At 71.1% G+C, this 26,839-nt stretch carries 25 protein-coding genes; 12 read left to right on the forward strand and 13 right to left on the reverse strand.

Features of this window, described 5'->3' with window-relative positions; translation table 11 throughout:
- Positions 1-106 precede the first annotated feature (106 nt).
- The 6 genes from IPH07_38335 to IPH07_38360 all read left to right on the forward strand — a co-directional run bounded on the left by IPH07_38335 (position 107) and on the right by IPH07_38360 (position 7,493).
- Entirely contained in the window at positions 107-2,128 is a 2,022-nt protein-coding gene (locus IPH07_38335; GenBank protein MBK6923310.1) for a serine/threonine protein kinase, read from the forward strand.
- Positions 2,129-2,139: 11 nt separating this feature from the next.
- The gene (locus IPH07_38340) at positions 2,140-2,814 is read left to right on the forward strand and encodes a Maf family protein (protein ID MBK6923311.1); all 675 of its coding nucleotides are present in this window, start codon (positions 2,140-2,142) and stop codon (positions 2,812-2,814) included.
- A 46-nt stretch (positions 2,815-2,860) separates the two neighbouring features.
- Complete coding sequence (locus IPH07_38345) at positions 2,861-3,934, forward strand: hypothetical protein (GenBank protein ID MBK6923312.1); 1,074 nt, start codon at positions 2,861-2,863, stop codon at positions 3,932-3,934.
- Between the two features lie 43 nt (positions 3,935-3,977).
- Entirely contained in the window at positions 3,978-5,645 is a 1,668-nt protein-coding gene (gene hutU / locus IPH07_38350; GenBank protein MBK6923313.1) for a urocanate hydratase, read from the forward strand.
- Positions 5,645-6,889 (forward strand): imidazolonepropionase, encoded by a 1,245-nt coding sequence (locus IPH07_38355; protein MBK6923314.1) that lies wholly within the window; start codon positions 5,645-5,647, stop codon positions 6,887-6,889. Before hutU ends, IPH07_38355 begins: the two co-directional genes overlap by 1 nt.
- Positions 6,890-7,043: 154 nt before the next feature.
- Positions 7,044-7,493 (forward strand): cyclic nucleotide-binding domain-containing protein, encoded by a 450-nt coding sequence (locus IPH07_38360; GenBank protein MBK6923315.1) that lies wholly within the window; start codon positions 7,044-7,046, stop codon positions 7,491-7,493.
- Between the two features lie 57 nt (positions 7,494-7,550).
- On the opposite strand, the gene IPH07_38365 is transcribed toward IPH07_38360, so the two are convergent.
- From IPH07_38365 to IPH07_38380, 4 genes are read right to left on the reverse strand one after another with little or no spacing between them, the layout of a single operon-like run.
- Positions 7,551-8,144: an AgmX/PglI C-terminal domain-containing protein gene (locus tag IPH07_38365; protein ID MBK6923316.1), complete on the reverse strand. Its 594-nt coding sequence runs from the start codon at positions 8,142-8,144 to the stop codon at positions 7,551-7,553.
- A 37-nt stretch (positions 8,145-8,181) separates the two neighbouring features.
- Entirely contained in the window at positions 8,182-8,601 is a 420-nt protein-coding gene (locus IPH07_38370; protein ID MBK6923317.1) for a hypothetical protein, read from the reverse strand.
- A gap of 58 nt (positions 8,602-8,659) precedes the next feature.
- Positions 8,660-10,543 (reverse strand): ATP-dependent DNA helicase RecQ, encoded by a 1,884-nt coding sequence (locus tag IPH07_38375; protein ID MBK6923318.1) that lies wholly within the window; start codon positions 10,541-10,543, stop codon positions 8,660-8,662.
- Positions 10,540-11,310, reverse strand: a complete 771-nt coding sequence (locus tag IPH07_38380; protein MBK6923319.1) for a hypothetical protein — start codon at positions 11,308-11,310, stop codon at positions 10,540-10,542. The genes IPH07_38375 and IPH07_38380 overlap by 4 nt, the downstream gene beginning before the upstream one ends.
- Between IPH07_38380 and IPH07_38385 the strand changes: the two genes are divergently transcribed.
- The gene (locus tag IPH07_38385) at positions 11,309-11,515 is read left to right on the forward strand and encodes a hypothetical protein (protein MBK6923320.1); all 207 of its coding nucleotides are present in this window, start codon (positions 11,309-11,311) and stop codon (positions 11,513-11,515) included. The two genes, IPH07_38380 and IPH07_38385, sit on opposite strands and share 2 nt — an antisense overlap.
- A 22-nt stretch (positions 11,516-11,537) precedes the next feature.
- On the opposite strand, the gene IPH07_38390 is transcribed toward IPH07_38385, so the two are convergent.
- Together IPH07_38390 and IPH07_38395 are read right to left on the reverse strand one after the other, a co-directional pair.
- On the reverse strand, positions 11,538-13,907 hold the full coding sequence (locus IPH07_38390; protein MBK6923321.1) for a hypothetical protein: 2,370 nt from the start codon (positions 13,905-13,907) through the stop codon (positions 11,538-11,540).
- 60 nt (positions 13,908-13,967) lie between these two features.
- A complete protein-coding gene (locus IPH07_38395) occupies positions 13,968-14,687 on the reverse strand; it encodes a hypothetical protein (protein ID MBK6923322.1) in 720 nt (239 codons plus the stop codon).
- A 132-nt stretch (positions 14,688-14,819) separates the two neighbouring features.
- On the opposite strand from IPH07_38395, the gene IPH07_38400 reads away from it, so the two are divergent.
- The gene (locus IPH07_38400; protein ID MBK6923323.1) at positions 14,820-16,094 is read left to right on the forward strand and encodes a TAXI family TRAP transporter solute-binding subunit; all 1,275 of its coding nucleotides are present in this window, start codon (positions 14,820-14,822) and stop codon (positions 16,092-16,094) included.
- A gap of 4 nt (positions 16,095-16,098) precedes the next feature.
- Here IPH07_38400 and IPH07_38405 read toward each other — a convergent pair whose 3' ends face one another.
- Positions 16,099-16,470, reverse strand: coding sequence for a redoxin domain-containing protein (locus IPH07_38405; protein MBK6923324.1), 372 nt, complete (start codon positions 16,468-16,470; stop codon positions 16,099-16,101).
- Between the two features lie 36 nt (positions 16,471-16,506).
- The gene (locus IPH07_38410) at positions 16,507-16,893 is read right to left on the reverse strand and encodes a hypothetical protein (GenBank protein ID MBK6923325.1); all 387 of its coding nucleotides are present in this window, start codon (positions 16,891-16,893) and stop codon (positions 16,507-16,509) included.
- A gap of 101 nt (positions 16,894-16,994) precedes the next feature.
- On the opposite strand from IPH07_38410, the gene IPH07_38415 reads away from it, so the two are divergent.
- Together IPH07_38415 and IPH07_38420 are read left to right on the forward strand one after the other, a co-directional pair.
- Positions 16,995-17,498: a hypothetical protein gene (locus IPH07_38415; protein ID MBK6923326.1), complete on the forward strand. Its 504-nt coding sequence runs from the start codon at positions 16,995-16,997 to the stop codon at positions 17,496-17,498.
- Between the two features lie 3 nt (positions 17,499-17,501).
- Positions 17,502-18,074, forward strand: a complete 573-nt coding sequence (locus IPH07_38420) for a hypothetical protein (protein MBK6923327.1) — start codon at positions 17,502-17,504, stop codon at positions 18,072-18,074.
- On the opposite strand, the gene IPH07_38425 is transcribed toward IPH07_38420, so the two are convergent.
- The gene (locus IPH07_38425) at positions 18,019-20,040 is read right to left on the reverse strand and encodes a hypothetical protein (GenBank protein ID MBK6923328.1); all 2,022 of its coding nucleotides are present in this window, start codon (positions 20,038-20,040) and stop codon (positions 18,019-18,021) included. The genes IPH07_38420 and IPH07_38425 overlap by 56 nt on opposite strands.
- A 317-nt stretch (positions 20,041-20,357) precedes the next feature.
- Here IPH07_38425 and IPH07_38430 point away from each other — a divergent pair, with 317 nt between their 5' ends.
- Positions 20,358-21,674 carry a choice-of-anchor L domain-containing protein gene (locus IPH07_38430; protein MBK6923329.1) on the forward strand — a complete coding sequence of 439 codons (1,317 nt, stop codon included), beginning with the start codon at positions 20,358-20,360 and terminating at the stop codon, positions 21,672-21,674.
- Positions 21,675-21,699: 25 nt separating this feature from the next.
- Here IPH07_38430 and IPH07_38435 read toward each other — a convergent pair whose 3' ends face one another.
- Positions 21,700-22,488, reverse strand: coding sequence for a hypothetical protein (locus tag IPH07_38435; protein MBK6923330.1), 789 nt, complete (start codon positions 22,486-22,488; stop codon positions 21,700-21,702).
- Positions 22,489-22,726: 238 nt separating this feature from the next.
- The gene (locus IPH07_38440) at positions 22,727-23,320 is read right to left on the reverse strand and encodes a hypothetical protein (protein ID MBK6923331.1); all 594 of its coding nucleotides are present in this window, start codon (positions 23,318-23,320) and stop codon (positions 22,727-22,729) included.
- A 255-nt stretch (positions 23,321-23,575) separates the two neighbouring features.
- Here IPH07_38440 and IPH07_38445 point away from each other — a divergent pair, with 255 nt between their 5' ends.
- Positions 23,576-24,778, forward strand: a complete 1,203-nt coding sequence (locus IPH07_38445; protein MBK6923332.1) for an MFS transporter — start codon at positions 23,576-23,578, stop codon at positions 24,776-24,778.
- Here the strand turns inward: IPH07_38445 and IPH07_38450 are convergent.
- Complete coding sequence (locus IPH07_38450; GenBank protein MBK6923333.1) at positions 24,757-25,398, reverse strand: hypothetical protein; 642 nt, start codon at positions 25,396-25,398, stop codon at positions 24,757-24,759. The two genes, IPH07_38445 and IPH07_38450, sit on opposite strands and share 22 nt — an antisense overlap.
- 26 nt (positions 25,399-25,424) lie before the next feature.
- Positions 25,425-26,798, reverse strand: a complete 1,374-nt coding sequence (locus IPH07_38455; GenBank protein MBK6923334.1) for a hypothetical protein — start codon at positions 26,796-26,798, stop codon at positions 25,425-25,427.
- Positions 26,799-26,839 lie beyond the last annotated feature (41 nt).

The raw sequence follows: 26,839 nt of genomic DNA on the forward strand, positions 1-26,839 counted from the left end.
GAGGGCCCGCAGTGGGTCACCTGGGCGGTGGCGCGCCGCGCGATCGTGTCCCGACCGCTGCCCGTACGGGCTCGCGTGGCGATGCTATGCTGCCGGTCGAGTACCGATGACCGCTGCGCTCGCGACTCTCCACCCGGATCTGCAGGATCTGGTGGGTCGAACGATCGCCGAACGTTACCGCATCGATGCCCTGCTCGGGGTCGGCGGTATGGGGGCGGTGTTCCGGGCGCATCACCTCGGGCTGCATCGCGACGTCGCAATCAAGCTGCTGCACCCATCGCTGTGTCGCGACCCCGAGATCTCGTCGCGATTCGATCGCGAGGCCCGCTCGGCGTCGCGGCTCGACCATCCGAACTGCCTGCAGGTGACCGACTTCGGCACCACGGAGCAGGACATGAAGTTCATGGTGATGCAGCTGCTCGATGGTCGCGAGCTCTCGCGCGTGCTCGGCAAGCCGCTGTCGGCCACGCGCGCGCTGGCGCTGACGCTGCAGATCTGTCGCGGGCTCGAGCACGCCCACGCGCAGGGCGTCGTGCATCGCGACGTCAAGCCCGAGAACGTGTTCATCACCCGTGATCACGACGGCAACGAGACCCTCAAGCTGGTCGACTTCGGCATCGCGAAGATCGTCGGTGCGGGCAGCGGTGGCGAGGGGCATCGCACCCGCGCCGGCCTCATCTTCGGCACGCCGGCGTACATGAGCCCGGAGCAGGCCGCCGGGCTCGAGGCCGACGAGCGCGCCGATCTCTACTCGCTGGGCATCATCCTCTACGAGATGCTCGCCGGGCGTCCGCCGTTCGTCTCGGACGATCCGGTCGCGCTCGTGCGCATGCAGGTCGGGGCCGATCCACCGCAGCTGCCGGGCGACGTGCCGCCGATGGTGGCCGCGATCGTGGAGCGGATGCTGGCGAAGCAACGCGAGCACCGCTTCCAGAGCGCGAAGGAGCTGCGCGACACCATCGAGGGCACGCTGGCGATCCTGCGCTCGGACCTCACGCCCTCCGCCGAGATGCCGATGTTGCCGATGATCGGCAGCGCGCCGATTCGAACCGTGTCGTTCGACCGCGTGGCCACGGTACCGCCGCCACAGCGCGTCGCGCCGGTGCCTCGGCGGCGGCGCGTGCTGGTGGGCGTCGGTGCCGGCGCACTCGCGCTGGGTACGTTGTGGGCGCTGGGCGCAAACGATGACGCGCCCGTCGAGCTCGAAGGCGCGGTCGGCACCACCGAGAGCGTGCCGGACGATCTCGACGAGGACCCCGCCGTCACCGTGCTCGCCGAGGCCGGGCCGACCGCCGAAGAAATCGCCGAGATCGATGCGTTGCTCGCCGCGGGCAAGGCCGACGACGCCGACAAGCTGCTGTCGCGCCTGCGTGATCGATTCCCCAAGGACGCGCAGCTCAGCTGGCGGCACGGTAAGGTGCTGGCCACGCGCAAGACCAAGCGCGCGCAGGCGCTGGCGGCCTATGGCGACGCGATCGAGATCGACCCCACGCTGCTCGACAGTCCGGTGTTCTCCGGTGAGCTGCGCAAGCTGATGAAGACCGCGGCGCTGCGCGACGATGCGCTCGATCTCGCGGTCCATCAGATGGGTCACTACGGCCACCCATTCCTGCTGGAGCTGGTGAACTCGGAGAAGCCACCGCTGTCCTACGACAAGCGCCACCGCGCGCTCGACGAGCTCGCGACGCGACCCGAGGACCTCGCGCTGGTCGATCACCGGCTCAACATGGCGCTCGACCTCATGCAGGCCGAGCAGTCGCTGACGCCGTGCCAGTCGTACCGCGAGGCGCTCGCGACGATCGACTCGCAGCCGGAGGTCTACTTCGTGCCGCGGGTGCAGAAGGCTCCCGTGCCCAAGCCGGTGGCCGAGAGTGCGGTCGGTTACGAGCCACCCCCGGCCTGCGACGGGCTCGACGTCGCCCGCCAGAGCACGCTCGATCGCCTCCTCGCGCTGACGGCCACGGGCGACACCGACGGCGAGATCGTCATCGACGACACCCAGGCACCCGCACCCGCACCCAAGCCCGCGCCGGCCAAGCCCCGCAGCAGCAAGAAGTCGACCAAGAAGAAAGCCGACGACTGCGATCGGCTGCGCGGCGTGCTGAAGAAGAAGTGCTGGCAGAAGTGACGCCGCCGCCGCTGGTCCTGGCCTCGACCTCGCGGTACCGCCGATCGCTGGTCGAGCGCCTCGGGGTCCCGTTCGCCGCGATGGCGCCGGACTTCGACGAGCGGGCCCACGACGACGCGTTCGAGCGCCTCGGACCCCACGCGTTCGCGCTGCAGCTCGCGCGAGGCAAGGCCGCGTCGGTCGCCCGTGCGCTCGTGGCCGCCGCGGGAACCTCGGTGGGCGCGTCGGCAACACCCGCCGACGACGCGGACGTGTGTCCGCGCGCCGATGGCGGGCGCTGGATCCTCGCGGCCGACCAGCTCGCGCTGTTGCCCGCCGGCGCCGACGCGCCCGCGCGGCTGCTGCACAAGCCGGGCACGCCGGTGGCGGCGGTGGAACAGCTGATGACGCTGGCCGGGCGTGAGCACCGTCTGGTGACGGCGATCGTCCTGCGTGGTCACGACGGCACCGAGCACCACGGCGTCGACGAGGTCGTGCTGCACATGCGCGCGTTCGGCCGCGCCGAGGCCGAGGCCTACGTGGACGCGTGCGCGCCGCTCGATTGCGCAGGCTCGTACCGGGTCGAGGACCGGGGAATCACGCTCTTTCGCGCGATCGACGGCGCCGACCCGACGAGCATCATGGGCTTGCCGCTGCTGCTCACCGCGAGCCTGCTCCGCCGCGCCGGGCTCCTGCCCGGGCCGTGAGAATCCACCGCGACGCGGGCTCGCCGTCGGTGCTACTGATGGGACCGTGGCGAACTTGGGCTTCTTCGTGCGCGCGACTCTCGGCTGTGTCGTTCTCACTGCGGCGTGCAGTGCGGGTGGTGGTGATGGCCAAGGTGCGACGTCCAACGAAGAATCGGAGTCGGGCGGAGAGCCCACGTCCGCCACGTCCTCGGGCAGCGCCGGGCCCGGATCGGAGAGCGGCGATGCCAGCGACGCCGACACCGGGAGCACGACCGGCGCCGGCGACGACGTGCAGGTGGTGCCCCTGCGCATCGATGCGTTCAGCGTGCCGACCATCGAGACCTACTACGCGTGCTTCGAGTTCTCGTTCTCGCTCGATCAGCTGGGGCACATCGTCGGCTTCCGGCCCCACATCGACGACACCAAGCACGTGCACCACTACGTGCTGTCGAAGCTCGACGAGCCCACCGGCCAGCAGGACGGCTACTCGTGCTTCGACCTCTCGGGCGAGATGATCTACACCTGGGCACCCGGTGGCACCGACTGGATGCTGCCCCCCGAGGCCGGCTTCCTCATCGGTGACGCGCCCGGCGGGACCGCGACGCTGCGCCTGCAGGTGCACTACAACAACGTCGCGGGTGACACCGGCTTCACCGACTCGAGCGGGCTCGACCTGCTCGTGAGCAAGACCCTGCGCGAGCACAATGCGGGCACGATGGTGTTCGGCGACATCGAGGGCATCCAGATCCCCGCCGGCATGGCCGCCTACGAGCACGTCGCCACCTGCCGCGGCGGCGCGACGAGCACGCTGCTGTCGGAGCCGATGCACATCTTCGGCACTGCCATGCACGCCCACGAGCTCGGTCGCGTGCTGTGGAGCGAGGTGTGGCGCGACGGCGCGATGTCGTACGAGCTCAACCGCGACGAGCCGTACCTCTTCGATTCGCAGCACATGAACCCGGTCGATCTCGTGGTCGAGCCCGGTGACGAGGTGCGGACCCACTGCATCTACGACTCGACCGCGCGCGTCGACACCACCATCGGCGGCCCGGGCACCGGCGACGAGATGTGCTGGAACGTCGTGACCTACTGGCCGCGGGTGAATCAGCCCATCGACCAGTGTGGCACCGGCAACTGACGGGGTTGCCGGTCTGCGGGGGCTCTCGTAGGCTCTCGCTCCGATGACGGCACCGGTGATTCGTGCGCCGCGGGGAACCGCGATGACGTGCAAGGGTTGGGCGCAGGAAGCTGCGCTGCGCATGCTGATGAACAACCTCGATCCGGACGTCGCCGAGGCGCCCGATCGACTGGTCGTCTACGGTGGCACCGGCAAGGCGGCGCGCTCGTGGCCCGACTTCCACCGCATCGTCGCGTCGCTGCGTTCGCTCGAGAACGACGAGACCCTGCTGGTCCAGAGCGGTCGCGCGCAGGGCATCGTGAAGACCCACGAGGACGCGCCGCGGGTGCTGATCGCCAACAGCAACCTGGTGCCGAAGTGGGGCACATGGGACGAGTTCAATCGTCTCGAGGCGCTGGGCCTGACGATGTACGGCCAGATGACGGCCGGCAGCTGGATCTACATCGGCACGCAGGGGATCCTGCAAGGCACCTACGAGACCTTCGCCGCCTGCGCGAAGCGCCACTTCGGCGGCGATCTGGCGGGGCGACTGGTGGTCACCGGGGGCCTGGGCGGCATGGGTGGTGCGCAGCCGCTGGCGGCGACCATGAACGGCGGCGCGTGCCTGTGCATCGAGGTCGATCCCACGCGCATCGACCGAAGGCTGCAGACCCGCTACCTCATGCGCAAGACCAGCTCGCTCGACGAGGCGCTGGCGTGGCTCGACGCGGCCAAGCGCGACCGCGTGCCGCTGTCGGTGGGGCTCGAGGGCAACTGCGCCGAGGTGCTGCCCGAGCTGGTGCGACGCGGCGTGGTGCCCGACGTCGTCACCGACCAGACCAGCGCCCACGACGAGCTCGCGGGCTACGTGCCCGACGGCATGTCGCTGGCGGCGGCGCTGCAGCTGCGGGCCGATGATCCCGCGCAGTACGTGAAGCGCAGCATCGACGCGATGGGGCGCCACGTCGCGGCCATGCGCGCGCTGCAGCGCGCCGGCGCGATCGCGTTCGACTACGGCAACAACATCCGCGCGCAGGCGGTGAAGGCCGGGGTCGCCGATGCCTTCGAGATCAAGGGCTTCGTCCCCGAGTACATCCGCCCGTTGTTCTGCGAGGGCCAAGGGCCGTTTCGTTGGGCGGCGCTGTCGGGCGACCCCGAGGACATCCGCAAGACCGACGACGCGATGCTCGAGCTGTTCCCGGACAAGCCTCAGCTCGCCCGGTGGATCGCGCTCGCACGCGAGCAGGTCGCGTTCCAGGGCCTGCCTGCGCGCATCTGCTGGCTCGGCTACGGCGAGCGCGAGCGCGCCGGCCTGCGCTTCAACGAGATGGTGCGCAAGGGCGAGCTCTCGGCGCCGATCGTGATCGGCCGCGATCACCTCGACTGCGGCAGCGTGGCCTCGCCGAACCGCGAGACCGAGGGCATGAAGGATGGCTCCGATGCGATCGCCGACTGGCCGATCCTGAACGCGCTCGTGAACACGGCGGCCGGTGCCTCGTGGGTCTCGGTGCACCATGGCGGCGGCGTTGGCATCGGCTACAGCCTCCACGCCGGCATGGTGGTGGTGGCCGATGGCACCGACGGTGCCGCCCGGCGACTCGCGCGGGTGCTCGTGACCGATCCGGGCATGGGCGTGATCCGCCACGTCGACGCCGGCTACGACGAGGCCATCGCGTGCGCGCGCAGCCACGGCGTGCGCGTACCCGGCCGCACCGTGTTCGAGGACGCGTGATGGCGACGCTGTTCGCCGACGCCGACGTGGTGCTCACGCTCGCCGGGCCCGCAGGCCCGCGCGCCGGCGCGGCCATGGCCGAGCTCGGTCGCATCGATCGCGGCTGCGTGTTGGTCGACGACGACGGTGCGATCGCTTGGGTCGGCCCCACCGCGCATGCGCCCGAGGCTGCCGCGGCCGCGCGCGTCGACTGCCGCGGCAAGCTGCTGATGCCGGGCCTGGTGGACGCGCACACCCACGCGGTGTGGTCGGGCGATCGCAAGGACGAGCTCGAGCTGCGGCTCGCCGGCGCCGACTACGAGCACATCTTCGCCGCCGGCGGCGGCATCCTCTCGAGCGTCCGTCGCACCCGCGAGCAGTCGCCCGAGGCGTTGTTCGACGAGAGCCGCGCCCGCCTGCAACGGATGCGGCGCTGCGGCACCACCAGCTTCGAGATCAAGAGCGGCTACGGGCTCGACCTCGACACCGAGCGCAAGCAGCTCGCGGTTGCGCGTCGGCTCGGCCGCGAGGCGGGCTTCCGCATCCGCACCACGTGTCTGGCCGCTCATGCGATCCCCGCCGAGGCGCGCGGCAGCGCGGCCGATCGTGCGGCGTTCGTCGAGCGGGTCTGTGCCGAGATCCTGCCGGCGGTCGCCCACGAGCAGCTCGCCGACTACGCCGACGTGTTCTGCGATCGCGGCGCGTTCGAGATCGACGAGGCCCGTCGCGTGCTCATGGCCGGCAGGGCGCTGGGGCTGGGCCTGCGGGTCCACGCCAACGAGCTCGGGCCCACCGGTGGTGCCAAGCTGGCGGCCGAGCTGGGCGCGGCCTCGGCCGATCACCTGCTGTATCTCGACGACGACGACCGCACCGCGCTGCGCGAGGCCGGCGTGGTCGCCGTGCTGTTGCCCGGCACCTCGACGGTGCTCGGCAAGCCCTTCGCCGATGGTCGCGCGCTGGTCGAGGCCGGCGTGCCGATCGCCGTCGCGACCGACTGCAACCCCGGCTCGTGCGCCTTCGAGAACCTCGCGATGGTGCTGGCGCTGGCGTGCTACGGCAACCGGTTGTCGCCCGCCGAGGCCATCTGCGCCGCGACCCACAACGCCGCCGCTTCGCTTGGCCTCGCCGGCACGGTCGGATCGCTGCAGCCGGGATTGCGCGCCGATCTGCTGGTGCTGGCGACCAGCGACGTGCGCGACCTCGTCTATCACGCTGGCTCGCCGCTGGTGGAGCAGGTCTGGCAGGACGGCCTGCGCGTCGCGTGATACCGTCGACGCCGACATGGGCTCGGGACTCGAGGAACTCGGCATCATCGACGACGGCGAGGAGTCGAGCGGACAGCCCGAGCAACGCAAGGCCCGCGGCACCACGCCGCCCGTGGAGAGTGAGGCCGAGGCGCGCACCGGCTCGCTGGTTCGCATGCTGCGACAGGTGTCGCTCTTCGAGGGGCTGCTGCCGCTGCACCTGCGCCGCATCTCGGCGCTGTGCCAGGAGGTGCAGTTCAAGACCGGCCAGTCGGTGTTCGGCCACGGCGACCAGGGCGACGGCCTGTACCTGATCCTCGAGGGCGCGGTTCGCATCAGTCGCTCGGTGTCGGGCATCGGTGAAGAGGCGCTGGCGGTGCTCAAGCCCGGCCAGTACTTCGGCGAGATGTCGATCGTCGAAGACGACATGCCGCGCTCGGCCGACGCCATCGCGCACGAGAACTCGCGCCTGCTCAAGCTGCCCAAGGACGACCTGCGCGATCTGATGTTCGTCGACCGCGAGCTCGCCTACGAGCTGCTGTGGCGGTTCGTGCGAACGCTGAGCTCGCGCCTGCGCGAGAGCAACGACCGTCTGCTGATGCTGACGGTCTCGTCGAAGTTCTGAGTCGCGGACGAACGCGTAGCGTTCACCTGCGACCAAGGCACGCGCAGCGCGCGCGGGCTACGGCGCCGCGTCGGGTTGGGGCGGATCCGAGGTGTCGGGCGCCAACAGGAACGGGTACGAGACCACGACGTTGCCGCCGCCCTCGGGCTTGGGGAACACCCACGTCCGGATCGCGGAGGCGATGCAGTCGCCGACCGCGGCGTCCTTCACATCCGAGGTGTGCACCTTGGCCGCGGTCACGGCACCTTCGGGTCCGATCGTGAACTGGATCGCGACGCGTCCCGTGAGCGACGGATCGCGGCCGAGGCCGGCCTCGTAGCACCGCTTCACCTCGCTCAGATGCGATCGCACGACCCGGCGGATGATGTCCTTGTCCATGCTGCCACTGGGCTTGTGATCGCTCGGCTTGGGATCGTCGCTCGAACCGATCGTGCCCTCGCCCGGTTCGACGCTCGGCCCGCCGGGCGTCGCGATCGGGTCCGTCTCGGGCCCGGCGACCTGCCCCTGGCCGGCGCCGGTCGGATCGACGGCGTTCTCGTGCGCGGTTGCTCCGGGCGGACTCGTGCCAGGTGAGGTCGTCGGCGCGGGCGATGGTCCGCAGGCGATGATCGAAACCAGTGCGGCGAGCGGTACGACGGTGCGTGCGGTCATCGGCGAGGACATGGTCGCATGTGGATCGCGTGGCGGCTCACGGCCGCGGCGGCGTGGTCGGGGTCGTGCCACCGCGGTCGGCCGGACCCGGGTTCACGATGACCTTGGGCTTCGGCGGCTGCGGCTGCTGTGGTCCGGTGTTGGTCGTGATCACCGGACCCGGCCCGGGGTCGGGCTCGTGCGGCTTGATGTCGAGCGTCGGGGAGGTCTCGGCGACCGGCTCGCTGGGCGCGTCGCCGTCGGTCGCGGCCGCGGGCGCAGTGGTGGGCGCATCGGCAGGCCGTTGGTCCTGCGGTGGCAGCTGCTGCGGCCCCTCGTTCACGTAGACGCCACCGGGCGGACCGCCGCGATGACATCCCACCGCAGGCATCGCGAGCAGCGAGGTCGTGACGGTGAATCGCAGCACGCGGGAGGTGTCGTGACGAATGGGCGCCATCTCGCTGAAGATGGTGCCCACGGTCCGAAGCGGCGGTCAACGGGCCGCATCTGGCTCGCCTGCGCGAGCGAGCGCGTCCTCACCCGTGGCGCTTCACCAGCGCGAGGATGTCGGCGCCGAAGCGCTCGAGCTTCGCGGGGCCCATCCCCGGGATCTTCGCCAGCGCGGCCCGGGTGGTCGGGCGCTCGCGGTCGATCGCGACGATGACCTTGCGGGCGAAGACCATGTAGATCTTCCACGACAGCGTGCGCGCCACGCTGCGGCGGTACTGCTCGAGCGCGCGGGCGACCGCGCCGGTGCCGGCCCGAGACGCTCGCTTGCCGCCGGCCTTGCCCGTCGCCTTGGCGCTGGTCTTGCTCGCGGTCTGGGCAGTGGTCGCCGCACGCGTCCGCGAGGGCGCGGCACGGCCGGCGATCCACACCGTGGGGAAGCGACGACCGCGTCGCACCAGCACCCGCGTGCGCAGCATGGCCTCGATGGTCGCGACGATCTCCGCCTGGGTGTGCTCGCGCAGCGCCCCGTACTCGGGCATCGACAACAGCCCGCCGCGGGAGAGCGACTTGGCGCGGCTGCCATGCAGCGCCTGCGCGAGCGCGGTCTTGCCGACCGGTCGCGAGAGTCGCCCGAGCGCCTCGAGGATCGTCGCGCGGGCGGCTTCGCCGAGCGACTCGGCGACCACGGGCGCCGGGAGCTCGAGCGCGTCGTCGTCCTCGGCGTCGCTGCACGCATCGCAGTGACCGCAGGTGGGATGATCGTCGCGGCCGGTGAAGTGCGAGCACAACACCTGCTGACGACAGCGCCGCTGCCGGGCGTAGCGCTCGATCGCGGCCAACGCCTGCTCCGATCGCTCCTGCATCTCGATGCTGGCCGATGCGGTCTGCGTGAGCCGTCGCTGCGTCACGAGATCGCCGGCGCCGAACAGCATCAGGCACTGCGCGCGCGCGCCGTCGCGACCGGCACGGCCGGCCTCTTGGTAGTAGGCCTCGAGGCTGCCGGGGGTCTGGTGGTGCACCACCAGGCGCACGTCGGGGAAGTCGATGCCCATGCCGTAGGCGTTGGTCGCGACCAACACCGTGGTGCGGCCCTGGGCGAACGCGCGGTGGGCCTTCTCGCGCTCGCCCTGGCTGCGACCGGCGTGGTACCAGCCGGCCGCGATGCCGCGCGAGGCCAGCGACTTCGCCACGCGCTGGGTCGCCACGCGCGTGCTGCAGTAGACGATTGCGCGGCCGTGGCCCGCCCGTCGCACGCCGGCGCGCTCGATCGCGTCGACCAGCACGGCGATGCGAGCGTCCTCGTTGCCGACGTGGCGGACCGCGAAGTCGAGGTTGGGCCGACTGAAGTCGCCGCGCACGACCACCGGCTCGCGCAGCTCGAGGCGGCTCGCGATCTCCCGCATGACCATCGGCGTTGCGGTCGCGGTCAAGGCCAGCACCGGCGGTGCCGTCGCGTCGCGCTCGAGCGCGTTGCGCAGCTCGTGCAATCGTAGGTAGTCGGGGCGGAAGTCGTGGCCCCACTGGCTCACGCAGTGGGCCTCGTCGATCGCGATCATCGCGATGCGCGTCCGCGTGATGCTGCGGCGGAAGCTCGGCGCTGCGGCGCGCTCGGGCGAGACGTAGATCATCACCAGCTCGCCGCCCTCGAGCGCCGCGATGGCTTCGCGTTGCGCGTCGTCGTCCATGTGGCTGTGCAGCGCCCGCGCCGACACACCGCGGCCGTGCAGCGCCCCGACCTGATCCTGCATCAACGCGATGAGCGGCGAGATCACGATGGTCGTGCCACGACCTGCGCGCGCGGCGACCAGCGCCGGCACCTGGTAGCACAGCGACTTGCCCGAGCCGGTCGGTAGCAACACCTGCGTGTCGTGGCCGGCGATCGCGGCGGCGACCGCCTCGCGCTGGCCGTCGCGGAAGTCGTCGTAGCCGAACACCTCGCGCAGCACCGCCTGCGCCGGGTCGCGCTTCACGGTGCGAGCTCCTCGTTGGGCCAGCGCTTCACCAGGTGACCGTTGGGGCGGCCATCGGGGGCCTCGAGGTACGCGCGACGATGCTGCATCGTGCGGCCCGCATTCTCGTTGGCGATGAGGCGGCTCTCGCCGGGCTCCCACGGAGCGCGATAGGCCCCGACCGCGACATCGACCGCGTCGAAGTACGCGCGGCAGTCGGGGGTCGACAGCTCGCGTCGCACCAGCCGTGTGAACACGCCCTGGGCCTGGTCCCACGCGGTCGACGAGTCCAGCTCGCGGGCGGTGACGCGAGCGCGCCACTGCCCGAGGTCGTCGCGTGTGGACAGCCGTGCCGGCATCGCGTCGAGCATCGCGATGACGGTGTCGGGGAACGGGGCGATCGCGGTGCGGGTGTGGCGGGGCGTGGCCTGGTGCGGAAAGCGGATCTCCACGATGCGCGGGCGCGTCGGCGTCGAGCAGCCGTCGTGGTGGAAGTACTCGCCCTGCGACAGTCGCCCGCGGCTCGATCGACCGCGCACGCCTCGATAGCCTTGCTGCTCGGGCGCGGGGGTGTGCACGTCGCGACAGACCACGAGGCCCTCGCGGTCGACCAGCGCGAACAGGGCCTCGCGCCACGATGGCACCGCGAGCAGCTCGTGCAGCCAGTCCGGATGCGGCGCGGGATCATCGAAACCATCGATCGCGACCCCGAATGCGCCGAGCGAGCGCACCCGCAGACGCGGACCTGCGGGGATCGTCGTGGCGATGTCGGGGGGCGCGCTCGCCATGGCCGCGGAGTGTAGCGATCTCCGTGTCCGCGGCGAGCGCGATGGAGCCGCGGGCTGCAACGGCCCGCGCGGCGCGGCCAACCAGCGGCGCCGACCCCGACTGGACGAGGGGCGAGCGTGCACCGCCAACCCGGTCGGCCCCATCGGCGGCCTGCAGCCGACCGGCGCGGTGCCGGCGTGCTGCGGCTTCGAGTCGATGGACTGACGAACGCCGCGCTCGGGCGCCGTCAGCCGGGAATCGGGCAGGCGGCGCTCTGCGTGCCTGCGGTGTTGTTGGCCTCGTCGCACTCGGCGATCGCACCGGCATCGGCGTCCTGCCCGTCGACCGCGACGAAGTAGCTCTGCGCCGCGCCGCCCGGCACCGCATCGACCGACCACACCAGCTGCGCGGACGCCCCGGGAAGCAGCGGCGCGTCGGTCGGCATGGTGCCGATCAACGTGCCGCTGGCGTCGGCACCCTCGTAGAGGCTGACCTCGACGCCGGCAGGTACCCCGAGCGCGCCGATGTTGCGCACGGTCGCGATCAGCAGCAGCTGCATGTCGAGGCAGTCGCTCACGCCGATCGCGAGCTCGACGGTGAGGTCGGGCGCATTGAAGACGCCCGCGCCCTGTACGTTCTGGCGGTAGTTGTTGAGCCCCGGCGTGGTCCAGTTGTCGATCTCGGGGCTGGGGTAGTTGCCCGAGGAGTTCACGTTGCTCACGTGGTAGGTGTGCGAGGTCCACACGCGGCGGGTCTGCACCCAACGATCGAAGGCGTCGCCGTAGAGGAACACGCCGTGGCGGGGCTCGTAGCCGTCGATGGCGCTGCAGTTGTTGGCCTCGTCGTTGGCGACGACGATGATCTCGGAGTTGCCGTCGCCGTCGGCGTCGACCACCAGCGGGTACTCGTGGATCGTCGCGCTGCTGTTGGGCTCCTCGAGGATGACCGTGCCGTCGACGCCCGAGTAGACCCGCAGGTAGCACTCGTCCGCGTAGACCACCTCGGCGATCCCGTCGCCCTGGAAGTCGAACACCGAGGAGCCGGTCGCGTTGCTCGACTGATCCTGCGTGGCCTGTGACCAACGCACGTAGACCGCACCGTCCACCGGCACGGGGTCACCCATCGGCACCACCAACTCTTCGCCGGCGCGCGCGAGGTCGTAGACCGAGTACGAGCTGCCACCGGCCGCGGCGATCTCGGGGCGACCGTCACCGTCGAAGTCGGCGATGGTCGGGGGCCCGCCGCGGCCCCCGCCCGGGATCGCGACCGCCGGGGTGCGTAGCGTGTCGTCGGCGTTGCACATGACCCCGGTCGGATCGACGCCGCACCATGCCAGGCCGGTGCCACCGTCGAGCACGCGGACGGTGCCGCTCGCCACCAGCACCACCTCGGGATCGCCGTCGAGATCGAGGTCGGCGATTGCAGGGTAACCGTCGGGCGCGCCCGCGTCCCATAGCTGCGTGAGTGTGACGCTCGGACCGGCCTGCCAGTCGACCGTCCACGCCTGCCGGCCCGACACGATCTCGGAGGCGCCGTCGCCGTCGAGATCGACGATCGCCGAGATGCCACCGGTGTAGCCGCTGTTGGTGCCGAGCGCGGCACCGGCTCCGTTGCCGCCCTCGTCCCACACCACCAGACCGTCGTTGTCGATGACGGCCGCGCCGAACACCACCTCCGCGCCGGCGTCGTCATCGAAGTTGCCGAAGCTCGGACCGCCGTTCACGACCGTGAACGCGTGCGGCGTGCCGTCGTCGTCGTGCGAGCTCCACAGCAGGTTGCCCATGCCGTCGTAGGCGTAGATCACCGAGCGGTTGCTGCTGGGTCGCCCGGCGTAGACGATGTCGGGGGCGTCGTCACCGTCGACGTCGACGACACCGACGGTGCTGCGACCGTGGGGCCCGACCGCACCGGCCACGCCGTGATCGACGCGCCACTTCGCCGTGCCGGTGGCGCCATCGAGCACGACGAGGTCGCCGGCCTCGTAGCCGCCGCCCTCGTCGGCGGTCGTGATCACCACGATCTCGGGCGTACCGTCGGCGTCGAGGTCCGCGACCGTGGGGATCGAGATCGACTGATCGTCGGTGTACGACCACTCGAGGGTGACCTCGATGTCCTCGAACTCGGGATCGTACGCGCACGTGACCGGGTCGAATTGCGGCAGGCACTGGTCGAGGGTCGGCTCGCAGAATTCGCCGAGCTCGCAATCGAAGGAGTCGATGCACGTGCCGGTCGGAGTGACGCAGGCATCCGACACGCATACCTGCCCCGCATCGCAGCAGATCGACTGATCGGCCCCGCAGCGCACGCCGGTCTCGCACGCCGGGACGCACGAGCCGGCCGCGCAGTCCTCGTCGGCCGCGCAGCAGGCCGCGTCCGCGCCACACAGCACCGTCTCGCACGGCCCGATGGGACCGCCGCTGCTGGATGCCGTGCCGCTGCTCGAGTCGTCTGCCACCGCGGTGGTGCCCGACGATGTCGCGCCGTCCGACACCGACGCGATGCCGCCGCTGGACTCACCGCCGTCGCCACTGCCACCGCCGTCGCCGCGACAGGCAAGCAGCGTGAGGCACGAGAGGGAAAGGCGGTACAGGAGCGCGTTGCGTTGAGAGGGCGTCATCGAGGCGGGCTTGCCCGCCTTCGACACCGGCGTGGCCCGGGAATTCCGCGCACTCGGGCGCTACGGGAACAGCATCGTGGTCTCGATCGAGCCGTTGATCGTGCACACGCCACCGTCGACGACGTTGCGTAGGGTGACGTCGGTGAAGGTCAGCTCGGCGAGGCCCTGGGCGGGCTCGTACTGCACGACGCCGAGCACGCCGCCGATGGTATCGATCCCGCCCGCGAGTGCGTCGGCGTCGAGGTTGGTCCACGTGCTCGCGGTATCGACCATGTTCACGACCATGCCGGTGTCGACGCGGTGCTGCGAGGAGAGCTCGATGTCACCCACGGCGAGCATGTCGAACTGGAAGCTGCCGGTCAGGTTCGAGCTGTCGTAGACCGAGGCCACGCCGAGCGAGCCGTTGTAGCTCACGACCACCGTGCCTCCGAAGTCGACCGCGCAGCCATCGAGCTGTACGTCGATCACACCGCCGCCGCTCTCGCCACCACCCGTCGATGCCGGGCCCTCCGCCGTGCCGTCCGAACCGGCGCTGGTGTCCGCGGCGGTGGGGTCGGTCGCCGAGCTCGCGGTGTCGGTCGCGGTCGAACCGTCGCCGCCCTGCGAGGTGGCCCCGGTCTGGGAGCTGCCACCGGTCTGGGAGGTGCCGTCGGTCTGGGAGGCCGCCGAGGCGCCGTCGGCCTGGGAGGCCGCCGAGGTGTCGCCGGCGTCGTCGCCTGCCTCGACCACACACGCCGACCACGTCGCCATCGCGACGAAGAGGATGGATGCACGCTTCACGAAGACCCGAGTACCACGGCCGCATCGATGGGTCCCGCCCATCGCTGGCGCACGGGTGTGCACAACCGTGGCGCAGTGTTGTGTATGCTCGTCGGCGTGCCGCCTCGTCCCTGCCTGCGAACGACTACGGCCGTGCGCTGGCGGTGGGTCGGCGCGCTCGTGGGCCTGCTGCTGCTGCAAGGGGTGCTCGCCTGCGGCGGCGGCGAGCGCAGCGAGATCGTGATCGCGACCGGTCAGCGCGGTGGCACCTTCATGCCGCTCGGTGAGACGCTCGCGCGCAGCTTCGCGAGCGATCTCTCCCATGTGCAGTTCAGCGCCGTCGAGAGCCCGGGCGGGCTGGCCTCGATCGCCATGTTGGCCGACGACGAGGCCCAGCTCGCGCTGCTGTCGAACCATGTCGCGGGTGCGGCCGGCGTCCAGCTGATCGCGCCGCTGTACGAGGAGACCCTGCAGATCGTCGTGCGCATCGGCCCCGATGGCGCTCCGATCGCGGCCCGCCCGCACGACCTCGCCGGCCGTCGCGTGAGCGTCGGGCCGGCCGGCAGTGGCACCGAGTCGATCGCCGACGCGGTGCTGCAGCACTTCGGTGTCACGCCGGAGGCGTTCGATCGTCGCAACCTCGCCCTCGTCGACGCGACCGCGGCGCTCGAGGCGGGGGAGCTCGACGCTGCATTCATCGTGGGTGGCATGCGCACGCCCGCGGTCGATCGCCTGCTCGCGCGGGACGACATGACGTTGCTGTCGCTGGGTGAGCCGGGGCGCGTGGGTTCGGCGCTCGAGGGCATCCGACTCGACGCGCCGTACTTCACGATCACCGCCATCCCCGAGCACGCCTACGGTCGCAAGCCCACCGCGCCGATCGGGACCATCAGCGTCCATGCGCTGCTGGTCGTCCGGGAGGATCTCGATGAAGACCTGGTCCAGGCGATGACCGAGTCGCTCTTTGCCCACAAGGTGCAGCTGGCCAAGCAGGAGCGGCTGCTGTCGCACCTCAGCGAGCGCTACGACCCGGCGATGTCGCCGTATCCACTGCACGCGGGTGCCGATCGCTACTACCGGCGCGACGAGCCGACCTTCCTCGCCAAGCACATCGACGAGATCAGCTTCGCGATCACCATCGGTGCGCTGCTGTTCTCGGGCTTCTCGGCGCTGCGGGCTGCGCGGCGGCAGGCCCGGCGCAACCGCGTGGAGACCCACTATGAAGAGGCTCGTCGCATCGTCGCGGGCCTCGACGGGGCCGACAACGAGCAGCGACGGCGCGCCCGTGAGCAGCTCGCGGCGGTGCGCGAGCGTGCGCTCGGCGAGCTCGCGCAGGAGCAGCTCGACGCCAACGAGGGCTTTGTGATCCTGCAGCAGTACATCACCGCGCACCTGGCCGAGATCGATCACGGCCTCGCGAGCGCGTAGGCGACTACCCGCGCGGGGGGAACGCCGTCGCGATCGCACCGAGCACCCGCGAGGCGTCACCGCGTAGGCGATAGTCGTCGGCTTGGTCGATCCATCGCACGATGCCGTCCTCGTCGATGAGCAACGTGGTGGGCACCGCCATCGTGCGGCGACCGGTGTACATCGCCAACGGGATGCCGAACAACGAGAACGGCGCCGTCGAGAACTCGACCGCACGGTGGTGCTCGAGGCCATAGGAGCGGATCGCGACCAGCTCGGGGTCGGACAACACCACGAAGCCGAGCCCGTCGCGCTGCTTCGCGCGGGCGGCGTCGGCCACGGAGTCCTTGCTGAGCACGACCACGATGAAGCCGAGCTGCTCGAGCTCGGGACGCATGCGTTCGAACCGCCGCAACTCGGCGGAACAGTATGGTCACCAACCGCCGCGGTAGAACTTGAAGAGCACGCGACGACCCCTCAGGCCGTCGCTCGACCACGGCTGTGCGTCGCTGGTGGTCGCGCGGATCGGCAGCATCGACTGGCCGACCGCCACGCGGATCTGCGTGTCGGGCACCGGTGCCTGCGAGAGCAGGAACAGGAACAAGCCCGCGAGCGGGATCACCAACGCGGCGGCGGCGATCGGCGCGCCCAAACCACCGTCGCGAGCAAGCCAGATCGCGGTGGCCACGGCCGCCAGCGCGAAGCCCTGTGCTGCGACGTGACCCCACGGCCGCGGCGGCACGCGCTCGCGGGCGATGGCATTCATGTAGAGGATCCAGCTGCCGAGCGAGGCCGCCAGTGCGAGCAGTGCGAGTGTCACGGTGATTCGCATACGGCACGGCCGACCGGCGAGTTGCACCGCGGGGCCCGAAGCCGCCATCGATTTGCGTTGCTCACTCGCGATCCCCTACGATCGCGCGCATGCGCGCTGCATGCCTGGCCATCGGGATCGCCGTGCTCGGATCGTCGGGCTGTGAGAAGTCCGCGTCGTCGACGCCCGGGCAGGCACGGGGCTACACCATCGAGCCGGCCGACTATGGCGAGAACGCCAACGCACCCGAGAAGACCCGCACGCGCTGCAAGTTCGAGATGCGCGTGAGCCAGGAGCTCGCCGAGGCCATCGAGGCCCGCGGCACCGGTGATGGCGCCGACAAACGCATCGCACTCACGGTCGTCCGCATGGACGGTGCCGAGCCGGCCTGGGAGGGCGTGATGAACGTGCTGGTCGAGGGCGAGCTGGTGGCCCATGGCGATCGCACGGCGGGCTTCTCGGTGCGCGGCAGCTCGCGGCCGGGCGTCGGCGGCGGGCAGTCCGGCGTGTGTGCCGGGCTCGACGACATCGCCGAGCAGATGGCCGAGGCCATCGTGCCGTGGCTGGCGGATCCCAAGGACGGCGCCGAGCTCGACGCCCGCGAGCCGGAGTAGGGCATGCCACACGCGATCGAGTCGGCGCCGACGGGGCGCGCGAAGTGTCGCGCGTGCGGGCGCGCGATCGCGAAGGACTCGCTGCGCTTCGGCGAGCGCGCGCCCAACCCCTTCGGTGAGGGCGAGGCGTCGTTCTGGTTCCACCTGCGCTGTGCGGCCTGCAAGCGACCCGAGCCGGTTCACGAGGTGCTGGCGCACAGCGACGCGGCGCTGGCCGCCGACGAGGCCGCGCTGCTGCAGGGGCTGTGTGCCCGCGGGCTCGCGCACCCTCGGCTGGCCCGCGTCCATCGGGTCGAGCACGCCAGCTCTGCCCGCGCGCGCTGTCGACACTGCCACGAGACCATCGATCGCGGCTTGCTGCGCATCGGGCTCGACTGGTGGGAGGAGGGCCGCTTCAGCGGCGCGGGCTTCGTCCACCTCTCGTGCGCGCGCGAGTACTTCGGTACCGCCCAGGATCTCCCGCTGCGCCTGCGCACGTCGATGGGCGAAGGACTCACCGCGGAGCTCGACGCCGAGCTGATCAGCGCCCTCGCGAGCGCATCGTCCACGGACGGCGGCGACGCGTCGCCTGGATGACGAGCCACGGCAGCAGCCACGGCACCAGCGACCAGCCACGGCCGGGCGCGGCGGCGCGACAGCTGCAACCGCCGTCGTCGTCGGGTCCGGGCTGCGATGGGGCGCCGGAGCTGCTGCCGTCGCCGGCACCGTTGCCGTCGTCGGTCGCATCACCCTCGGTCGCGCCCCCGCTGGTGTCGGCTCCCGCAGGCGCGCCGACCTGCACCGTGACCGCCTCGCTGAAGCCCTGGTTGCGGCCATCGCTGGCAATCACGCCGAACTCGTAGGTGCCGGCGGGGATGTTGGTCACGTCCCACGACCACGGTGGCTCGTACAGTCGCACGACCGGCTGGCTGTCGAGGTACAGCACGAGGTCGCTGAGCAGCCGATCGTCGCTGGCCTCGGCGGTGATGGTGAAGCTGGCGCCGGGGTCGAACATGTCGCCGTTCGCGGGCGAGGTGATGTTCACCGTCGGTGCGGCGTCGTCGGGTGGGTAGGGCGCGTCGGCGCACGCGAGCGAACCGACGGCACCGCCTTCGGTCTCGGGCGTGGCGCCGCCGAGGCAGGTCGGTGACCCGCTGCCGCCGTCGGCAAAGGTCACCGTCACGACCGCGTGATCGGCATCCATCGCGTCGACCGTGAACGAGACCGTCCCCATCGGGTCGGTGAACGAGGTGCCAGTCTTCATCACGCCGTTCTCGCCGACGCGCAGGAAGTAGGGACTGGGCCCGAAACCGCCGAAGTCGTTCGAGACGTGCACGAGCACGCCATCGAGCCCGAGATCGGCATCGAAGGCGCCGATCGGCTGGCGATACTCGAGGTAGTAGCTGCGGCCGTCGAACGCGGGGATGCGCAGGGCCTGGGTACCGTTGCACGGGCGCTCCAGCGGCACGAGGTTGAAGGTGCCGTCGGCGGTGGCGTCGACCAGGTTGCAGCCGTCGAGCCAGCCCATGTACAGCTTCTGCACTGCGTTGATGTGCGCGCAGCCGTCCCCCATCGGGTCGTAGGGATCGCCGTACTCGATGTGCCCGCAGTTGTCGGCGAACACGACGTCGTTGCCCATGTCGTCGACGCCGCAGTCGTAGGCGTGCGAGTGACCCATGCCGTAGTTGTGCCCGAGCTCCTGGTTGCGCACGACGCAGTCGAGCGACGACTGGTACCAGCTGTCGCGCGCGGCGAACTGCGGCGAGCCGATGTCGGCGAGGCCGGCAAAGTCGCAGCCGGCCTGCGGGAAGTGGTACATCAGCTGGCTGTACTTGCTGGGGTCGTGGCCCTTCGCGCTCATCGCCGCCTGGGCATCCTGCGAGATCGAGTAGGGATCGCAGCCGCCGGGATCAGGAATGTCGTAGGGGCCGAAGACCTCGCCGATCATGCGCTCACGCCCGTAGGAGGCCTCGCCGTAGAACACCGCGACCGACTCGGCGCCCTCGAACATCGCCTCCTTGCCGTAGCCGTTCATGAGCCCGGGGTTGTCGCCCCAACGCAGCAGGATCAGCGCGATCGATCGCGGGTCGTAGGGCTCGGCGTCGATCAGTGGTTGCGGCGGTGGTGCGACGACGGTGACGTCGTCGACCTCGAGCACGCCCTGCGCATCGAGCGAGCCATACGCGCGCAGCAACGTGTTGCGCTGCCACGGGACATCGGCGACCTCGTCGGTGGTCGGTGCGAACGTGGGCGGCAGCCGCAGCTCGAGCTCGCCGGTCGCGAACACGAGGTGATGACTCTTGCGCGCGGTGCCATCGTGCAACCGCGCGATGCGGGCCACGTAGCGACCCTGCACGCTGCCGTCGGTGAGGGTGCCGACGGCGGCGGGATCGTCGTCGGGCACGCGGGTGCCGGTGTGCGTCGAGGTGATCGCAGTCGCGTCGCGAGGGGCATCGGGTCCGCTCGCATGGGCCGCCTCGCAGCCGGGCAGGGGCGCGAGCACTGCGAGCGCACTGACGAGTCGGAGGATGCGAATGTCGCGGAAAACCAGGAATGAGCGCATCGTTCGTTCTCGGGCGCGCGAGCGCTTGGGGACATGGTATCCGGCTCCTGCGGGGCCCGTGGGGCCCTTTCGCGGGCATTCGTTGCGGTGCGGGGCGTGAGCTGTGGTGGCGGCCGCAGAGGCCGGATCGCCGGGCCCCGCGCGACCTCGCGCGCAACGGAGGTCGCGAGTGGCTGTCAGGGACGCCCGCGGCACGGCCCCGCGGGCCGAGGGCCGAACGACGCGCCGTACGCAAGCGCACGTATGGCTGCGAGCCGCCCGCGCGCGCAGCTCTTTCGTGCGCGTCGCGAGACCTCTAGCCTGGCGTCGTGACCTTCGTGCGTCCCCCATCGGTCCGCGGCTCTCGCCTCTGTCTCGCCGCCCTCTCGGCGCTCGCGCTCGCGTGCGGCACGGACGGGCGCGACAACACTGGGAGCGGCATCGGCCTCGATCCCACCATCGGCAGCGGTGGTGTCGACGGTGATGCAAGCACGGACACGAGCACGGGCGCTGCCGACGAAGGTGGTGGCGACGAAGCATCGCCGGCCACCGACACTGCGAACGCCGATGGCAGCAGTGGTGCGGATGGGATGCTGCCGAAATTCGACATCGGCTACAACCCCGGCGGTGAGGTCGATTGCATGGCCAACCCCGCGATGGACGAGGACGGCGACGGCTGGACCGGCAACCAGGGCGACTGCAACGATTGTGACGCCGACGTCAACCCCGGCGCGATCGAGGTGGTCGTCACGATGCCCGACGACACCGGCCAGATCCCCGCGCCCGCCGACGAGAATTGTGATGGTCTCGTCGACAACCTGATGCCGTCGTGCGACGGCGGGCTCGCGCTCGACGACGACGACCCGCTCTCGGCAGCGGCCGCGCTGGGCATCTGCAAGATGTCGAGTGGGCCCGGCGACTGGGGCATCGTCGATGCCAAGTACGTCCGCGCCAACGGGGCTGCGGTCGCGGGTGCCGATCTGCAGTACGGGCTCGAGACCGAGTGGGGCACCAATGTGGATCCGCAGGAGGGCGCCTCGATGTTGGTGCTCTCGAGCGGCCACGCGCGCTACGCCGGCCAGGCGGGCGAGTGCGGCGCGCTGACGTGCTACGGCAGCGGCGCGGGCACGGCTCCGGCCGGCTTCCCGCAGGACGTGCCCGCGTGCGCAGGCTCGACCAACATCAACGACGACATCGCGCTCGAGCTGACGCTGCGCGCACCGACCAACGCGACCGGCTACGCGTACAACTTCGACTTCTACTCGTTCGAGTACCCCGAGTGGGTGTGCACGAGCTTCAACGACCAGTACATCGCGCTGGTCGACCCCGCGCCGATGGGCTCGATCAACGGCAACATCTCGTTCGACTCGATGTCGAACCCGGTGAGCGTCAACATCGCGTTCTTCGACGTGTGCTCGGGTTGTGCCCTGGGTACCAGCGAGCTGGCGGGCACTGGCTTCGACACCTGGGACGACGCCGGCGCGACCAGCTGGCTGGTCACGACCGCGCCGGTCGACGGCGGCGACGAGTTCACGATCCGCTTTGCGATCTGGGACACCGGCGACTCGGCGTGGGACTCCACGGTGCTGCTCGACAACTTCCGCTGGCTCGCCGGCGGCGGCGAGGTCGACGTCGGCACCGAGCCCGAAGGCTGACGAGGGGCGCGCGCTCGCGCGCCGCTCACACGCACACGACGACGTTGCAGATCCCGAGCACGTTGCCGCCCACGCCCGCGGGGCAGCACGTGCTCTGGATGTCGTTCTCGTCGAACAGGCAGAAGTCGCCCATCATCCCGCAGTTGGTGAGGTCGTCCATGCACTCGGCGACGTCGAAGGTGCAGCCGGGCGTGCAGCCGAGCGTGCCCTGATCGAAGCCCTGCGACGCACAGCTCGCGCCGCCGACGTCGTTGCCGTCGCACTGCTCGCCGCCGTTGCGTACACCGTCGCCGCAGGTCGGCAGCGGGATGCAGCCACTGGTGTCGATCGACTTGCACCCGACCTCGCACAGCAGCGCGCCGCCGCCGAAACCCAGCGAGGTGCAGGTCTCGCCGTCGAAGTCGGTGGCCTCGCAGACCTCGGTCAGCGAGATCTCGCCGTCACCACAGCTCGAGCACGCGTCCGTGATGGCGTGGCAGTCCTGGTCGCAGGCGAGCACGCCCTCGTCGTAGCCGAAGTCGGTGCAGTCGTTGCCGCCGAGGTCGGAGCCGTCGCAGGCCTCGTCGCCCTCGACCACGCCGTTGCCACACATCGGCACGCCACCGCTCGAGCCCTCACCGGGGCCGCTGCTCGCCGCTTGGCCACTGCTGCCCGCGGCGCCATCGCTGCTGACATCCTCACCGCCACCGCTACCGACCGCGGTGCTCTCGCCCGCGGACGCGTCGGTCGTGTCGGCGGTCGTGGTCGTGAAGCTCGTGCCGTAGTAGCCCGATGCGCCCTGCGGGGCTGCGCCGGTGGGGCAGGCTGCGATCACGACGAGCATCGCGGCTGCCACCGATGCCCGTGCCACGAGCGAGCAAGCGCAGGGGGGACGCCGAGCCAGCGAAGATCCCATCATCACGCACGCTAGGGCACCGCAGCGTTCTTGGCGATCGAAGAACGCAGTTCGAGCCCGCACGGTCGAGCTTGGAATTCTCACGGGGTCGACCCACTCGGACGAGGCCCCGGTCATGAGCCGGTGTGGCCCTGGTGCGGCCCCGGTGTTGCCGCGGTCAGGCGCAGACCATGCCGAGCGAGGTGACGTCGTAGCAGGTCATCGGCGGTGGGCAGGTCTTGCCGCCGGAGCAGTCGAGCGCGCAGGCCTGCTCGGCTGCACCATCGATCGTGACGGGCACGCACGTCGGCGTGGCGGTGCCGCCGGGCGACACCGCGCAATCGACCGCCGGCGAGGCACATCCCGTCTGCGAGCAGAAGCCGTCCTGGGGGTTGCCCATCATGTCCTGGATCGTGATGCACAGGATCGGCGTGAAGCCGCACTCCTGCGGGGTCGTGCACGGCGAGTACATGCCGTCTTGCGGCTGCATGCCGTTGCCGCCGCCCGAAGGATCGCCGCTGTCGCCGTCGCTCCCCGAGGAGCTCCCCGCGTCGTCGCTGCCGGCGGCGCCCGAGCTGCCCGTGTCGCCCGATGCGGTCGCGCCGACGCTGGTCGAGCCCGAGGTGTCGGAGCCCGAGCCCGAGCCGTCGCTGTCACCGTCGCCCGGGCTGCTCGACACGCCGAGCGTGGACGATGCTGCGACCGTTGCCGCACCGAACGGGTTGCTGTCCTGCTCGATGGTGCAGCCGAGCAGGACCGCGCAGCACAGCATCGGGGCGCCAGTCGGGGCGCGGACCCTTGCGCTGCGTGGTTGCGCCGCCGCGACACGAGGTTCCCGTGGTGCGTCCGAAGGCGATTCCACGCCGGCGTCGGCGTGCGGGTGCGTGGCGGCGGTGCGGCGCATGGGCCTTGGACACCGCATGGCGCGGTCGATTCCATGGTGCCGCGCCCGCGGGTGGCCGGGGATGTCATCATCCGCGCCATCGTCGTTGCCGGCGTTCGACCCGCGCGCGCCGCTTCTCGATCCGTGTCCGCCGACGAGCATCGCGTGCGTGCCTCCGAGCCGAGTCCGCGGCCGTGGGGATCGACGGAGTCGATCGGCCTCGCGAGCACGTTCGCGGCGTTCTTCTTCCTCTCGGGCGTCGCGCTGCCGTACTGGCCGACGTGGTTGGGCGCCGCCGGCATGTCGCCGCGGGAGATCGGCGTGCTGCTGGGCGTGGGCATGTGGGCGCGGCTGCTCGCACCACAGGTCGGCGCGTGGGCCGATCGCAGCGGGCACTCGCGCCAGCTGGTGTGGGCCGCGGCCGCGCTGGGGCTGGGCTGCTACCTCGGCTTCGGCGTCGTCGCCGGCTTCGTGCCGCTGCTGCTGTTGTCGCTCGCGCTCGGCTGCGCCCACGCGCCGGTGGTCCCACTGCTCGATGGCATGGCACTGCAGGCCTCGGCCGCGGGCCGACTCGACTATGGGCGCGTGCGTGCGTGGGGATCGATCGCGTTCATCGCAGCTGCAGTGGTCGGTGGGCGCTGGCTCGAGCAGCGCGACGCCGCGGCGGTCCTGCCGGTGCTGCAGATCGCGGCCCTGGCAGTGCTGCTCGCGTCGTTCCTGCTGAGACCGGTCGCGCACGGGCGCGGCGGCACGCCGGTGCCGCTGCGCGTCGTGCTGCGACAGCCGGGGCTACCGACGCTGTTGCTCGCGGTCGCGTGCTTGCACGGCAGCCACGCGGTGCTCTACGGCTTCGGCACCAAGCACTGGCTTGCGATCGGCATCGACGAGGGCACGGTGGGGTGGTTCTGGGGGGTCGGAGTCACCGCCGAGGTGCTGCTGTTCGCGGTCGGCCAGCGCGTGGTCCGAGCGCTGGGGGCGTCGGGCATGCTCGTGGTCGCCGGCCTGTGCGCGACCCTGCGCTGGCTCGCGTTCGCGGAGCTCGCGTCGGTCACGTGGTTGCTGGTGGTGTCGGTGCTCCACGCGGCGAGCTTCGGCGCGATGCACCTGGGCGCGATGCACTGGCTGCGCGAGCACGTGCCCACCGATCGCGTGCATCGGGCGACCGCGTCGTATGCCGCGGTCGCGAGCGGGCTCGCGATGGGCGTGGCGATGCCGGTCGCGGGGTTCTGCTTCGACGCTTGGGCGGGCGGTGCGTTCCGTGTGATGGCCGCGCTCGCGCTCGTCGGTGCGTTGGTGTCGCTGCGACTGGGCCGCGTCGTCGTCGCTCAGCCGACCTCGAACGAGTAGTCGACGCCCATCGGCGGCCCGTCGTAGCTGGGGAAGCGGTGCTCGAACACCACCTGCCGCAGGCACGGCACGATGCCCGCATCGCGGATCGCCGGCGGCGCCTTGGCGGTGACGCCGGTGACCTTGCCGCTCGGTGACAGCCCGAACACGAATTTCACGCGGCCGCTGCCGATGCTCACCCCTGCGGTGGCTGCGTCGGTGATGCAGCGGTCGAGCGCAGGCTCGAGCTTGCGAAGGTGCGAGCGCACGGTGGCGTCGTCGAGTCGCTCGCTACCGGCGGCGGGGTCGAGCACGGTGGTCGCCGTCGCGTCGTACTTGGGAATGCGGCGATCGTCGACCGGCACGTAGGTCGCGGTGGCGTCGCTGGCATCGCCGTCGTCACCCGAGCCCTCGCCACCCGCGCGTGGTCGCCGACGTCCGCGTCGACCGCTTCGCTTGGCCTCGGGCGCGACGGCGGCGGGCTCCGCCGCGGCTGCGACGACGACGCACTTGCCACCGTCGCAGCGGGTGCCCTCGCCGCATGCGTCGAAGCAGGTGCTGGCGTCGGGCCCACGCTCGCACGCCAGCACGGCTGCCGCGGCCACGGCGACGCATGCGAGGAACCGACGCGGTTGCGACATCGCGGCGGATGATAGCAACGTTTCGGCTAGGGCTCGGGCGGACGCTCCGGCGGTGCACGGTCCTCGTCGATGATCGCGCCGCGGATCGAGCCGCCGGTGGGACGCACGCCGCTGATGCGCAGGATCAGCCGCGGCAGCGCGACCGCGAGATCGAGCGGACGGATGACGACGAGCAGCACGCCGAGCGCCGCGGCGCGCAGCACCGCCGATACCAGGAACACCATCGCGTAGTCGAGCAGGCCGGTGGCGAGCAGCCAGCTGCCGCACAGGGCCCCCGCCAGCTGCAGCAGGCTGCCCAGCGCGCCCGACAACGACAGGAACTCGAGCCGGTGGTGCTCCGCCGCCGAGCCGAGCAACAGCTGGAAGCTGGCGTACTCGAGGCCGGCCCACACCACGCCGCCCAGCAGCTGGGCGCCCAGCAGCGGGCCCACGGTGTCGAAGGGGATCCACAGCAGCGGCAGGATCGCCACGCCGATGCCCGACACGATCAACAGACGACGCAGGCCGATCGCGGCCGCGATGCGGTGGCACAGCGGGAACGACAGTGCCTTGGCGAGGATCGACGCCGACAGCAACATCGCATACTCGTCGAAGCCGAGCCCGAGGTTGCCCAGCATGTGCGGCGTGAAGAACGGGATCGCGATGCTGGCCCCGAACATCATCGCGCCGATGTAGATCGAGATGCGCCAGCGCGAGGCCCGTGCGGCCACGAGGAAGTTCGCCAGCGATGGTGGTCGGCTGTCGCGGCCGCGCCGATCGGGATCGTACTGCCACGCCAGCAGCACCGCGCTCACCGCCCGCGCGAGCAGGGCGGCCGCGAACATCCATGCGAATCGCTCGCGGGCCTGGGCCCCTTGGGCATGGTGCAGCCACACGCCGCCGGCCGCGAACGCCAGCAGCAACGCCACCTCGGCCATGCCCGAGCGGATCGCGAAGTAGCGCTGACGCCGGACCCACTGCGTCAGCGAGGCCATCTGCGCGCCCCAGGCCGGGGCGATGAGGGCCCCGGAGCCCCAGAACACGCACTTCACCGTGAGCAACGGCCACAGCCGTCGATCGTCAACGACGGCGATGGCGATGAACCCCAGCTGCGACAACGCCTGCAGCGTCGCGCCGAGCACGATGACGTGGCGTCGGTGCCCGAGCGCGTGGACCAGCGCCGACGCGCCGAGCTGTAGCGAGGCTCCGACCACCAGCGGCAGCGTCGAGAGCAGCGCCAGCGCGAGCGGACCGTGGCCCTGCGCGACCGCGAACGCGCCGAGATAGCTCTCGCTCCACCCCAGCATGAGCGCATGGCACATGCCCTCGACCATCGAGCCGCGCAACGCACGGCGAGTGCGGAGATCGGCGCGCGACGCTTCGCCGCCGTCTTGCATCGGCTCGTCCACGATCGCACTCACGTGCCCAGGGGGGCCGCCGCATCATAGGCCCCATCCGTCGG

The organism is Deltaproteobacteria bacterium (assembly GCA_016709225.1).
In the GTDB taxonomy this organism is placed as follows: domain Bacteria; phylum Myxococcota_A; class Polyangia; order Nannocystales; family Nannocystaceae; genus Xiheibacterium; species Xiheibacterium phototrophicum.